The 13872-nt window shown below is 56.4% G+C and carries 9 protein-coding genes; 2 read left to right on the top strand and 7 right to left on the bottom strand.

The window, feature by feature from the left end:
• Nucleotides 1-31 precede the first annotated feature (31 nt).
• The 5 genes from BM272_RS00405 to BM272_RS13440 form a co-directional block, all read right to left on the bottom strand.
• Nucleotides 32-1015 (bottom strand): restriction endonuclease, encoded by a 984-nt coding sequence (locus tag BM272_RS00405; RefSeq protein ID WP_093426785.1) that lies wholly within the window; start codon nt 1013-1015, stop codon nt 32-34.
• A gap of 94 nt (nt 1016-1109) precedes the next feature.
• Complete coding sequence (locus tag BM272_RS00400; RefSeq protein ID WP_093426784.1) at nt 1110-1835, bottom strand: PaeR7I family type II restriction endonuclease; 726 nt, start codon at nt 1833-1835, stop codon at nt 1110-1112.
• Nucleotides 1825-3474, bottom strand: coding sequence for an Eco57I restriction-modification methylase domain-containing protein (locus tag BM272_RS00395; protein WP_275886924.1), 1650 nt, complete (start codon nt 3472-3474; stop codon nt 1825-1827). Before BM272_RS00395 ends, BM272_RS00400 begins: the two co-directional genes overlap by 11 nt.
• Nucleotides 3475-3793: 319 nt before the next feature.
• Nucleotides 3794-4072: a hypothetical protein gene (locus BM272_RS13445; protein WP_143613072.1), complete on the bottom strand. Its 279-nt coding sequence runs from the start codon at nt 4070-4072 to the stop codon at nt 3794-3796.
• A gap of 249 nt (nt 4073-4321) precedes the next feature.
• Nucleotides 4322-6073, bottom strand: a complete 1752-nt coding sequence (locus BM272_RS13440; protein ID WP_143613071.1) for a hypothetical protein — start codon at nt 6071-6073, stop codon at nt 4322-4324.
• A 730-nt stretch (nt 6074-6803) separates the two neighbouring features.
• On the opposite strand from BM272_RS13440, the gene BM272_RS00390 reads away from it, so the two are divergent.
• Nucleotides 6804-7499, top strand: a complete 696-nt coding sequence (locus BM272_RS00390) for a hypothetical protein (protein WP_093426782.1) — start codon at nt 6804-6806, stop codon at nt 7497-7499.
• Between the two features lie 566 nt (nt 7500-8065).
• Nucleotides 8066-8914 carry a tyrosine-type recombinase/integrase gene (locus BM272_RS00385; protein WP_205407713.1) on the top strand — a complete coding sequence of 283 codons (849 nt, stop codon included), beginning with the start codon at nt 8066-8068 and terminating at the stop codon, nt 8912-8914.
• Nucleotides 8915-8920: 6 nt separating this feature from the next.
• Here the strand turns inward: BM272_RS00385 and BM272_RS13715 are convergent, their stop codons facing one another.
• Both BM272_RS13715 and traN read right to left on the bottom strand, forming a co-directional pair.
• Nucleotides 8921-9358 (bottom strand): thioredoxin family protein, encoded by a 438-nt coding sequence (locus BM272_RS13715; RefSeq protein ID WP_275886917.1) that lies wholly within the window; start codon nt 9356-9358, stop codon nt 8921-8923.
• A gap of 7 nt (nt 9359-9365) precedes the next feature.
• The gene (gene traN, locus BM272_RS00375) at nt 9366-13871 is read right to left on the bottom strand and encodes a conjugal transfer protein TraN (protein ID WP_159432964.1); all 4506 of its coding nucleotides are present in this window, start codon (nt 13869-13871) and stop codon (nt 9366-9368) included.
• Nucleotide 13872 lies beyond the last annotated feature (1 nt).

The following is a 13872-nucleotide window of genomic DNA, read 5'->3' as shown; positions in this document are numbered from 1 at the left end:
CGACCCATACAGCGCTGCATAAAGCCCAATTTCAGGCCGGCCAGTAGAGCCGGGTCAGCGGCACCAGCGCCCGGGTCTCCGAGTCCGCGTTGTCGTAATGCTCCGTCAACGCGGCCACTAGCCCATTGAGATCCATAAGCATTACCGGGATCTTGGCGCGATCAGCCTCGTAGCGCGCCTCCTTAGTAAAACCCCCAGTGCTCACATACAGTCCCTTATCTTCGCCATGGCGACCACCGAGGAAACTACGCACTTCCTGCGCGCCCATCGCGGTATGCGGGCGATGTTTCACCTCCACTACGATGCGTGGTGACTCGAAGCCGAAGCCATCGGGTGATGCAATAACATCTATCCCGCGGTCCGGTCCGGGGGAAGACTCCCGCGTCTTGTAACCCATGGCCCGAAGCAAGCCCGCAACCAAACTTTGCATTTCCCAGGCATCCAGACGACTTACCCGGTCCTTGATGATCTCTACCGCCTCCTCGCGGTAGCGTTTCAGCAAAGCCTCTTCATCTTCTTCAGCTTCATCTGGAGCTGCGGGCGACGTACTCTCGCCACTCAACAGGGCCTCGATTTCGGCTCTGACTGGCTCGGAAAGCCGAAACAACGTCAGGACTGAACCCAGGGTGTTTCGGGCATCCAGCGATAGACGATCACGATCCAGCTCATCCTGCCAATCCACCGCACGCACATGCTCGGAAGGAGGTAGCAAATCGGCGTCGTGACGGTACTCGCCAGAAATGGTGCCGATATGATAGATGCGACGGCTCGAATCGTACGTCAGCACCCGATCCCCCGGTCCCATCTCGTCACGGAACCGAATCAACTGACTAGCGGCGGTGTTCAATCGACCTTCCGACCAGTCAGGATAAGCCCGGCGATAACGCTCCACCAAAGCCGCCTTGTCCGGGAAAGCCCCAAGCTCACCGACCTCTTCCCAGCCAATACCGACATGACCTTTCTCTACGAACTCATCAGCCTGCCGTCCGCCCTGTCCCGCGCGCACCATCCACATTCTCCGGGTACTCATCGTTCTCCTATTCTTTCCTTGGCCACCGCAACGAGCCCGCCATCCACAGGAATCCATGAAATGGCCCACGACCTAACATTTAGGAAAGCGCTTCAATTTGTCGCACCCTATTAAAGAGCGCTACCGCAAATAGCTGAAATGAGAATGCAGGAATCGGATACTCTATTGAACCACCCCCCTTCGCGGACGCCGTAAAACAAACGGAGTCCAGCAGCCTTTCGCGATGCATACGATCGAACGCCATTGCGTATCTCTCAATATAAGACTTCCCTAGAAACGATTTATCCGGTGCCTTCAGTACTGAATTTGGTGTACCGATTGGTTTTGTTGACTCATTACTTGCCTCAACTACCATCAGATACCCGAACCAAGGACGAAGACCCGATATTATTTCTTTCTCGAATGACTGCCAGAAATCGACGGTCTGACCGACTGCTTCCTCGATCCGGTTATTAAGATTATTCCCAAACGAACCACTTTGCGACTTTAGCTCGATAACCGCAACAAGTGTATCTCCTTTCAGGGCAACCACATCCCAGTTCTTGAGCTCACGGAAATATCCCGGGAGCTTCGTTTTGTTGTTGTTGGTGTAGATACAAGACTCGTCAAGGCCGGCATCTATGAGAACGCGCGTAACCAGTGCTTCAAGGGGCCCAAGATGCTTTCCCCCAGTCACTGCCCCGCGGGTACCCGCATCGCTCACACCTCGAATCTCTTGTGCCGCGGCTTGCTCGTCCCTTAGCCCCCAAGTAGCCTCCACTGCCTCTTGCATTAGCGGCTCGTAATTGGGTATTTCACTGTTCATAAAGCTCCCTCGCAATTTTGGTTGCTTCTTCTCTGTCGTACGTGTGGTAGGCCATTCGGAGGGCTTCTATTTCCTCCTGACCAAGTTTTTCTTTCGACGGTACACGAATACGCCTTAGATACTGCGCCTGCATCCGAAGAGTTCCGCCTCTCATCTTGACGCAATAGGACCTAATGAATAACTCTGCCTGCTCAGAGAGGAGCAAACCGGCTAATGCGTCGAGATCCCATTGTTGTGAAATTATCCAATAAAGGTTGTGATGAGGGTAAAGCCCACCAGGGTCAACGACAGGCGTCACTTTCGCCTTCATGTCGGCAAGAAGAATTTTAGGCGTAGCCGCTAACCATGGATGGACTCGATCAATTGTTTTATACCAGCGGTCCGGCGCTTTTTTTGCTATATGTCGAGACGCCAGCTGTCTTTTGTGCTCCTCCACGTATTGGCGGAACCGTGGGAACTCATCCAGATCGACCAACCCGTCGTCATTCCAAGGATTCACAAGATATTTTTTGGGCTCCCAGCGCAGTGTCCCATCGGCGATATGGCTCGGCATTACCAATGGAAGTAGTCGTTCCTCTTCAACTAGCTTCGGATCGTCGGTCACTAATATGCCGTCAGCCCCTGTTGCCACACCAATTCCGACGCGTGTGCGGCCCCTTTCATCCTGTAAAGGCTCGTGCTTTTGTTCGTATAACTGAATCCTCTCTAGTTCCTCCGGAGTCCCTTCCGGCCATACATCATCCCCAAACCATCGTTCCACATGACCGTAGCGGAAATTTCCCGATGCGACTCCTGTTTTGAGACTCTGCATGGCTTTAGGTACATCACGTTCGCCGAAGCCTTCTTCCGCATCAAGAACCGCAACACCCTCTTGCACCCCGTGCCGCATCACGGTAATCGCTGGATATGCCGATACGTCCACCTCAAAACAGTCCACGCCGTGCAACTTCACGATTGTATCAACGGCGTACGGACCTTCCGTTATCATGCGCCTCAGTTGCGCTCCATAACTATTTCGCATCCAACGGTCCGCGCAAATAAATCCGAGGTCAGCCTCGGGTTTGAGCGCTTCTAAAGCGCGCTCGTAAAATCCTACGTAAAGGTCAGCACGTCCGCGCATTGTTCTCAATTTCGCGCGATACGTCTTCTGCAAATCTTCGGGAACATTTTCCAACCGGACATACGGTGGATTCCCGATGACATAGTCAGCAAACGCGGACCTCTCGTCGAGCAAGAAGTCGCCGACCTCGATCCAGCTGGCTGCAAGGCGCTGAGCCTCCCTCTCGTCGAGACCCTCTTCTTGGAGCCTATTAATCACGGACAAACGAGTGAGTTCCACCGATGGCTCGTGGAGATCCATGGCACAGAAGGCATGCTCGCAGTCGACAACCGGATAATGTGATCTTCGGCAGGCCGCAAGTAACCGCTCCAGGGCGGGGAGCAAGAAAGCCCCGCCACCGCAACATGGTTCAAGGAGAACGCGGTCATTGAGAGGTTGATCTTGCGTGTAACCGATGAGGTCAAGCATCCATTCAACAATCCAACGGCGGGTAAAGAATCCGCCCATCGGCTCCTCAGATGACTGACCATTGGAGCTTGGTAACTCGCGGATTGACTTCCCCGGTGTGGAGACATCCACGTCGCTCGCAGACTCGTGGTCTGCGTCGGCTGGAAAGTTGTCCGGTGAATTCGTGAGTTTCACGGTTTGCTCTCTCTAGCAGTATGAGTCCAAGAACGATTCCCCAATATAACATAAACCTGCGGTCATAATTCCGAATAATTCCCGAGAGGCACCAGGAATAGGGAACACCGCGTGCGCGTCTCCTTTCTTTGCGGCAGAAACTTACGGCAGAAGTCGACTGCCACACGATGCCTTCCATGATCGCATGGCCCGAATCCGGCTGGAAGCATAAGCCGGCCTCCGGGGCGAATAAATCTGTCTTTCCTTACCTTTAATGCTACTCGACTCCTGTAACCACTAGATGGCAAACAATTCGACGTACAGATAGGTCTACCTTGTCTCTTTCTAAATCAGGGACAAATATGCTTCCGTCCCTCAGCCGCACGGCGTAGTACGCCTTATCCTCCTCGCTGTAGATGTCAGTCTTTATCATCACTTCTTTTAAATCATCCTGAGTCGGCTCTGCCGTCCACTCTATAAATGGGGTCCCTACTGCGAGAGAGCTGTACATCTCCGAATTAGCATTTGCAGTCATACCGCTAGTTTCTATTTCCATCTGTGGGCTCCTATCGGTCACCTGTCTTCATTTTATATCACTTAGGGAACCGCTGAACAAACCAGTTCCGAATTCACAAAAGGCCGATTCCATCTCGGATGGCCGGCCGGTGGTCGATTGAGAGCCATCATTCCAAGGCCGGATCCTTTTGAAGGCAGAAACCGGGGTGGCGGCCAAACAAATTAATATTTCCGTAGGACCGTTATGATCACTCAGCGTCGATAACAACCTTCCACTTGCTGGCCAGGCTCACCCAGTGACCTGCGCGCTTATTTTTTTATACTTTTCGCGCAACCATTTAGCTGAGTGATTAAGGGAGTGCTCGGTGGCATCGAATCGGCCAAGCCATTCTTCTGCGGCTTGATAATCACCCCGCAGTTTAATTTGAAACTCGGCAAGGCCGATTATTTTTTCTTCGACCCCCGCCATAACAGTCTTTTTATGCAGAATTTCCTCCGCACGTTCTAATGCGTACAGCGCCAGTTCTTCGTGCTGCTCCGTGAGCCGCTTTCCCCATTGCTCCGGAACTTGCATTTTGTATGAGACATATTCATCACATATAATGACCCAGGCGTCCAACGCTTCTCGATGACTTCCTTTCTCATAGTAAAGCTCGGCTCGCTCGCGCTGCCCTTGAAATAACCTTTTAAATGAAAGCTCCGGAAACTCCGTGCTCTTGTCTATGCGGATTTTCTCGATTTCATGGCGATAGCTAAGCCATTTTTGCTTCTTGTTTACTAATTCTGGCGGTAGATTGGTTAGTTGAGAGTCCACTATACTCTCTCGCTCCAGAAGCAATTTCTCGCAGCAAGCAAGAAGCTCGATTAACTCACGCTCGACACGCGTGTTGGCACACCGTTGCCCAAGAATTTGCTGAAGAACTTGCGTGACTTCAATCAGTGCCGAGACTTGCTCAGGACCACTCAATACCTTTATTTCATGCGCAATCGCCCGAACCCTTTCTGGGTACTCATTAAAATCTTCCAAAATGTCATCATTAAACTCCATCCGCAAGGTCGTTACGCGAAGCGTTACTTTCTCCGACTTGCTGAATGTTAGCTCCTTAGATGCTTCCTCAAACTCGTTGTACGCACTTTGAATCCATGTTTTACGGCCAGCCTCACGTCCTACTTCGACTGCGAAGTTGTGCCATGCAAGCACTTGCGCCTTCTCTCCCTTATTTATCACTTTCCAGACTTCATTTACCAAAGTCTCTGCTTTTTCTAGATCGCCGTTTTTAACAAGAGAAATTGCATAGTTATGCGGCAAGACAGGAATCAGTGCCAGGTCAGGGTCTCTGCACCAAAATATCCAAGCTGCTTGCAAATGATACTTCTGGTTCCCCGGGCGGCCAGCCAACCCCTCTGTATTTGACAGATCATTGTAGAGCTTGGACAGGAAAGCAGGAGAACTTTCCCGGCTTATTCGTTGCTCAAGTATCTCCCGGGCTTCAGAAAGTTTTTCACTTTCTCGCAAAGAGACTCCTTTCAAAATAGTCTTTTCAGTGCTTTGCGTGATTTCCCTTTCCGGCCACTGCTCAACCTCTTTATTAAACAATACAAAATCGCCAACTGTCAGATAATATTCAGCTCGCAAAACCGTCAGATGATCTTTCTCGTCTCTCAATAAGCCATCTTCCTTGATGGCATTAATTTCCTCGCGTGCGTTCAAATGTTCGCCGGCACGAAGAAGCGCCCTTACATTCAAAGATTGTGAATCAAATTGGGCCTTATACCCCATTAATCTCGGCTTTGCTCTTAGGACACCTACAGCTGAATAATAATCCATTGCATGATAACGGGAGCGAGCTTTTTCTATCCATTTCTTTTCATGCGGATACTCTTGAGACAAACGCCACCAACCGTAAAAAGATACAAAAAAAAGGGCACTACTGTACGGCTCTAACCAGACGGTCAGAGATCCGATTATCGGGGGCCATCCTATCAAGGCAAAACGCGGATGGGTAAGATCCGATTTAGAAAATTCAAAAAACTCGTTCATTTCAGTTCCGGGTATGGTCCGACAATAAAGCGGTCAGCAATAAAGAGGTCGGTCATTCTCGATATACCATCAATTGCGCCTTTTTGCGATTTGATTCAGGCTAACCGCCCCCTCGGTGCCTCCAGATCGACACCTAGTAAGTTACTTACGCTCTCAGTCGTCAGGGTGTCCGACGGCTAATGAGTACGCCATTTGTTGCTACGGCATGGTCTAAAGTGAACACACCCGGCCCGCCGTCGCAATTGCGTAGGTTGCACGCCGGCTAGCGTGTGTTACCCCCATGCATGTTAGGCCAGTGTCCCACGCAGGTACCGTGAACACCTTACTGGAAGTCCCGCGATAGTATTTGAAGCTCCTTGGTCATTTTTCCGATGCAATCCCTAGACATGATTGCGAGGCCATAAAAAGGTCCAGACAACATCGCCAAAAAATGAACGGGCATCAGCAACAGTGAATTAGACCGGCTCCCGTCATCCTCATCGCCCACAAGGACCGAATATATGGGTATTATCCAAAACGTTGCTGCCAACATGATTGAGCACAGAGCTATATTGACTAACGGCAAAAACATTACCGCGATCACACCGAGGTTATTAAAAAGTGCTTTCACAGACGGCTCTTTCCAAATTCTTTGTCCCTCAGACCTCTCGGTGACTCCGCAGCCTGGTCGCTTGCGCCATCTCGGATCCGTGAGAGGCTTTGATTGAAGTCATCCAACAGGAGAGGACCAATGCACTCCAAGATCGCATTCTCCCTTACCGTCACCGCCCTCCTCCTCACCGGCTGCGGCACCTCGTCGGAGCCGACAGCGCAGGGCCAGGCTGAGGAGCCGCCGGAGGGCATGTTCGCCGTGAAGATGCCCGATTGGTACAACGCCACCAAGACGGCGGACGCCAGCGAGGGCGCCCTCTACGGCTACGGCATGGCCGAGAGCGACAGCCGCCGGCTGGCCGTCGAATCGGCCCAGGCCGAGGGTCGCCGTGCCATCGCTGGCTATATCGCTACCGAGGCCGCCGGTCTTCTGGAGGAGAGTGTCACGGACATGGGGTCTGATGCCACCGAGACCGCCCGGGCCGCCTTCGAGACCTTCGTAGACGAACGAGTCTACGGCGTTCGCCCCGACCGCTCCGCGCTCTACAAGGACGGCGACGGCCAGTACGTCGCCTACTACCGCATGCGCGCCGATGAGGCGATCTTCGACGAAATGCTCCAGAGCGCCATCGAGGACGACAACGTCGAGGCAGCCCTCGACGAGCAGGCCCACGAGGAGGCCATGCAGATGCTCGAAGAGCGCCGGCAGTCCCAGGGCGACCAGGAACCGTCATCCGGCCAGGAGGAGCCCCCGATGCCGAAGGAAATGGGGGACTACGAGGAAGCCCTGCCGGCCGATGATGACGAGAACATCGGCTCGCGGCCGGCACGCTAAGACGACCACTCAACCATTGAGGGGCCGACTGCGCCCCTCCCCGATCACGGAGTCGATAAGCATGGCCAGTCGGAAAGAGAAGATTGATGCGGAGCTGGACAAGCAGGAGGAGGTAGAGGGCTGGTCAGAAGACCTGGACCTGCTGCGCCGGGCCCTCTCGTGCTGCAAGACGGACTTGGAGTGGCAGGCCGTTGCTGATTGCCGCCATCATCGGTGGGGCACTTACTCGTACCAGGTCCACCGCTTCTACCAACCTTCCCAGCTCCTCCGATCTCCAGGAGGCATTGGGCGCCACCACTTCAAATCCCTAAGCAGAAGGACGAATAACCACTCCATAGGTGTGTTATTTAATTACTTATGAGAATGGCCGTTCCCAAAAGCAATATCGAGGCATCACCATGATCGAGGAGTCGGAACCTAATCCCACCCAGAGAGGAGGGTCTTTGACCCCGGCCCACCATTCCCGCGCGAACCACAAGGGAATCAGTCACCATTCGGGCTCCGCCTCCGGGTCGAATCCCGCCGCCGTCTACCTGGCCCGGCTCGCCCCCGGAAGTCGGCGCTCGATGAAGCAGGCCCTGGAGCGCGCCGCCGTCTTCCTGGCCGGGTCCGAGGTGGACGCTGCGACACTGCCCTGGGAGCGACTGCGCTACGAGCATACCCAGGCGCTACGCACGCACTTCGCCGAGCTTTACAGTCCGGCGACCGCCAACCGCTACCTCTCTGCCGTCCGCGGTGTACTGCAGGAGGCGTGGCGGCTGGGCCTGGTGGACAGCGAGACCTACCACCGCGCCGTGGACCTGGAGCCCGTGCGCGGCAGCCGGGCCACCAAGGGGCGGGCCCTCTCGGTGGGCGAGGCCCGGGCGATCTTCGAGGTCTGCGCCCAAGACGCCTCGCCGGCCGGCGCCCGGGATGCCGCCTGCTTCGGCCTGGCCTACGGGCTGGGGCTGCGCCGGGCGGAGATCGCCGGGTTATCCGTGGAGGACTGGGAACAGGAAGAGATGCGGATCATCGTCCGCGGGAAGGGGAACAAGGAGCGCACGGTGTACGCCGACGACGGCACCGCCGCCGCCATCGAGGACTGGCTCGCGATCCGCGGTGGGGATTCGGGCCCGCTTCTGGTGGCCGTGCGCAAGAGCGGCAACCTGGTCCACGGTCGCCACCTGACGGACCAGGCTATCTACCAGATCCTCCGCCGGCGCCAGCAGGAAGCCGGCACGCCACCCTTCACTCCGCACGATCTGCGGCGCACCTACGGCGGGGACCTCCTCGACGCCGGCGCGGACCTGGCCACCGTCCAGAAGCTCATGGGCCACGCGAAGCCGGACACGACCTCCGGCTACGACCGGCGGGGCGAGCGGGCAAAGAAGCGGGCCTCGGGGATGCGGCACACCCCCTACCCGGGCGCTCGATAGACGGGGCTACTGGGCCCCCGACTGCATCTGCTCGAAGCGATCCGGCAGCTCCTCCCAGAAGGACGCCGGCCGGCCGCCCCGGATCCGGTAGAGGGTGTCACCGTCCTGGATGAACGATGTGGGCGTCCCGCGGATCTCAAGCTCCCGGGCCAGACGCAGGTTGTCCCCCGCCGCATCAAGGCCGACGGCCTCTACCGCCCACTGCCACCCCTCGTCCGAGAACCCCACCGGGATCATCCGCCAGTCGATTCCCTCCACCTCGGCCATGTCCTTCTTCATCTGGTGGCAGATGGGGCAGGTGACCGACCAGAAGGTGTACAACGTCAGTTCACCATTGGCGTCTTCTTCCGGTTCAAGGTAAGTCGCATCTTCCAGCGCGCTCGAATGACTCAGCTCCGCCCAAAAAAGGCTCGCCACCAGAACCAATAAAACCCGGAACCCCATGCTCTCGTTACTCCCGGTTTTCGGTTCTACTGGGCGCGGACGGATTAAGCGACTCCTCCGAAGGCACATCCACCGAATCCGCAGTAGGCATCGCGTTGTTTTCCTTAATGAGCTTCTCCCACTCCGAGGTATCAATCTCCGACCAATCAACCTCTTGGATTTCTTCCATAGTCAGTCCGCGACAATTCGGATTGCTGGTACTTCCCCAGCCAATCCCTAATTGCTTTCGTGCCTCTTCCTGCATGATGCGAGATACAGGGCTATTGAACGAGCAGTAGGTATGATCCCGACGGACACACATTTTCCCAAAAACCACAGAAATGCGCTTACCGCATTCGCGCCCGATCTTGTGGGTTTGATCCATCGGGCGCTCAATGGCAAGCATGTTCTCGTCTTCATTGCAGCGCGCAACGAGCTTGATGATATTCTCTATTGAGGAGATATACCCTAAGATACCCTGCTCCATGATCGAGCGCACTGTCTCTTTAGTTCCCTGTACCAGACCTTCGTAGAAACTATCGGCATCAATCTTGTCCTTCTTGGGGGTCTCACAGCAATCCCAAAGCGAAGAGGCTTCGCCGGCCGCTCGACGGCAAGTCCGCTCCTCGCCCTCAAAGACCGTGCAGGAGGACGGGTCATTCTCATCTTCGCACTGCATATCGCCTTCCATAGCCTTCATCGCGGATGAGTGTGCCACCCATTCACCGAAGCCCTCGTTCTTCTCCTCGTCGTGAGAGAAGCAGGTCCCATCAGCGCACTGATACTCCTGCCCCTCACACTCCAGAACTTCCGTTGTCCGGGTCTCCGGTTCCGAGTCCTCGTTGCTATCGCAGGCGTATTCAACTTCCTTGGATGAGCACCAAGACGGGAGCCGGTCGTGGCTCTCCTCAGAATTACACTGCTCTTTTACGATCTCACACGAAGGGTCTTCCTCAAACTTCTCGCAATCGTTGTTTGTCCCCCCCATGCAAACCGCTTCCCCTTCAACCGTGGAGCACTCCCCCTGATAATCGCAAACCATTTCATCAAAAGAGGCGCTGGTCGCCAGCCTCTGGCCGACACCTGGCAACGGTTGAAGCTGGTAATACAGGCCATCTCCAGGACAAACCTCAGTGCCATCAATGACGGCGCACCCGGAACCACTGTAATCCGTCTCGTAGTCCATATTGCATCCCTGCGGGTAGGCTTCCAGCTCCTCAAAGTAGCGCATGCACTCGGGATTATCCCAGGAATCTTCGATGACCTTTTTGTCATTAAAGAGCCAGAAACCCACTAACCGATCATCCGAATTGTCAATGTCGCCGTCCATGACATCCTGAATCTCCGATTCGCTCAAATCATCCTTCCACAGCGTAAAATCATGCAGGTGACCATCCCATCCGCGGTCCGCCGAAACCGACCCCGACGAGTTTCCAATCCGGTGCCAGCTACTCGTCTCGATTGGACCCGAGCACTCCTGGCGAGATTTCACCTCCTTGCCGTTCTTGTAGAGTGTTCCCGTGCAGGTTTCCGGGTCGTAGGTCGCCGCTACGTGTACCCACTCACCCTCCTCCATGATGCCCGGCTCCAGGAAGTAGTTGTCGCTGCTCTTGCCCCCGAACTTGTTGAAGCGAACCCGCAGGTCGCCAGGCTGAAGCCGGTTAAACTCGAAGTGGTTGTTGGCACTGTTAGGCCCGGTTCCACCCCATATCCCCGAGACGTTGCCGGACAGGCCGCCCCACTTCACCCAAGTGGACACGGTGATCCCCGTCTCGCTGAAGTCCTCGACCCCCCCTGGATTGGCGGGTGCCTCCACGAAACTCTCCGGCCCGCCGAAGTTCACCCCGCTCTCCTGGTCGATACGGACATCCCCGATGATCGTGCCGTGGTTATCGTGGGGGCTGACATCGAGGATCTTTCCGTCTTCCACCGCGCTTACGATCTCGACGTTGCGCTGCATGCTGCAGCCCGGCCAGGTGGGATGCTGGTCCTTGATACAGGCTTGGGTTGAGGGCTCAACCTCTTCTTGCCGAATCTCCTCTTCCTTCTGAACCGTACTGCAATTCCCAAACTGCTCCTGCAGCTCCTCCTCAGTCATGCTGGTATCGACCGAGGGAGAGCAATCGCCGGTCGGATAACCGCATCCACCCTGGCCGTCGTAGGTCATGCCGGCCGGGCACGAGGCGTCCTCCTCGGCCGGCACAGTGCAGTCCTCACCCTCAAGGCTGCCCTGATCGCAGCTATACTCGACCGCCGGATCGATATGGCAGTGGCCGTTCAAGAAGGAGGCATCCTCCGGGCACTGCGGCTCGAAGTCCGCTTCAGCGGTGCACTCGTCGCGCTCCGGGTCATAGCTCGTCTGGTCCGGGCACAGCGCCTCCTCGTCGGCGTCGTACACGCAGGCTCGCTGCTCGGCATCCCAGGCCGCAGGCGCTTCGCACAGCTTCGAGGTATCCAGAGTGGCAACGCAGTGGCCCGGATCAGCGGCATAGGGATCGCCGCCACCCTCATACTCCGTCCCATCAGGACACAGGGGGGAGTAGCCATCGACATCCGTGACGCAGCCCCCATCCCCGTCCGGCGAGGTGCCATCGGGACAGAGCTGAACCTCCTCGGCATCGGTCACACACTGCGTGCCGGAAAGGCTCCAGCCGGAGGGGCAGGAATACGTCGTTTTCTCGCAAGTCAGTTCGATTTGGGTAATGCCAGTATAGGGGTTATACCAATCATCACAGGCAATACTTTTATCGTAGCCAGCACCCTCACACGCGCCATCCGGGTCATGTCCACAAAAATCGACGCGGCTTGGGACGCCCCCTTGCATCTCCTCCTGCTCTGTCGATGATCCCGCCGGCTGCACACACTGGTCCCCCTCCAGCGTCCCCTCGGGACACTCGTAGTCCACATTGGCCTGGGCGAGCTGGATCCCGGCCGCCGGGATGGTCCGGCTGGCCAGGTGCACCAGGCCGTCCTCGGGGGTCAGGCGCGCGCTGGCGCCGGGCGTCGTCCGGCAGGTGCCATTCCCGTCGTACTCGCCCACCGGGCAGTGGGCCTCGAAGCCGTTTACATCGCCCTGCCCCTCCAGGAGACCACCGGTGCACTCCCCCGCGCCATTCTCGCTCGTCCCGTCGGGACACGCAGAGGGCCAGTCCGGCTCGATATGGCACTGACCGGCGCCGTCGTACTCCCCCTGGTAGGTGCCACCCGCCGGGCAGAGGGCGTCATGGTCCGGCCACTGCTCGGTATCGGCGAGGCAGTACCCATCTCGCTCAGCGACAAAGGCCGCATTCCCAAGGTCCTCGGAATACCCTGCGGTCTCGGGGCACTGCGGCTTGTAGTACGCCTGCTTCCGGCAGCTCCCTTGATGTAGCTCGTACCCCATCCGGCACGAGCGATCTGCATTCGCCGGCTCCCTACAGCTCTCTGTCGCCGGATCAGCCTCCATGCCATCCGGGCACTGATAGGTCATCTCCGCACTCTGTTCGACCTCGACACAGTTATTCACGTCCAACTGGCAAACGGCTACGGCATTCGCCTTCCAGCACACCGGGTTCTGGGGATCGCCGGGATAGAGCGGGTCGAGGTCCCGTTGCACGATGCTCGGGTCGGCATTGATGGTGCCGCTCACGCCGGCGCTGCTGATCTCCTTCGCGCCCGCATCCACGCATTCCCACGTCGAGTCATCCACCTCGCATGTAGACCCCAGAGGTCCCTCAAACCCATCCTCGCACTCCTCATCCCGATAGATGACATCCGAATCCGGGTCGATCCGATAACGCGGCGAATAGGAAAACGAGGTCTTCTTAGCTGAGCTTGGAGGGTTCGTCCAGGTTACGGTGCACTTGTCCCCGTTGCAGTCCTGCTCGAAAATCGGATTATCTGCCTGCTTCATCCCTTCGCTATAGTGGAAGGTACGGTCACGATTGAGTGCCTGGGGATAGTCCTTTCTTCCAGTAGCATTGGGGCCGGTTCCGGGACCGTTCGCGTCTCCGCCTTCAATGCGGACTTCGGTTCCATCTGCACCACCGGTGCAATAGAACCACCAGTGCGAATTGATCCATCGAACGTGACCAATCGTATCATTTGTGAAGCAATACGTTTCCAGCTCCAGGTCTTCGGGTTTCCGCTCCACCTCGCACCCCAGCGTCTCCACCTCCATTTGCCCGCCGGGCTTGGCCGTCGTGTTATAAATCGTCTTAAACGCATCCGACTGCGCTGACTCGCCTTCCTCGGCTTCGAGCATCATCTGAGCCTGATTGTCACCATAATTCAAAAGCGCATCATCGTCGCCGAACGCCGAATGGGCCTCCTCAAACTGCTCTTTTGCCTCTTGGTCGTTCTCACCCCCGGCGTCCTCGAAGGAATCACTTTCAAGGGAGCCCTCCATGTTATCGACCGAGACCCCATCCTCTGAAACACTGAACGGAAGGTCCTCATTAAGGGCTTCGCCTTCATCCTTGAATTGCTGATAATCGGCCGCAAGCACGCTGCCAACCATCCCCACGAGAAAAACCAAAGCACCCCACCGCTTCATA

Origin of the sequence: Thiohalospira halophila DSM 15071 (assembly GCF_900112605.1) — a bacterium.
GTDB lineage: Bacteria > Pseudomonadota > Gammaproteobacteria > Thiohalospirales > Thiohalospiraceae > Thiohalospira > Thiohalospira halophila.
The sequence above is the reverse complement of the archived record's forward strand: the minus strand, read 5'-3'. Positions and strand labels throughout refer to the sequence as shown.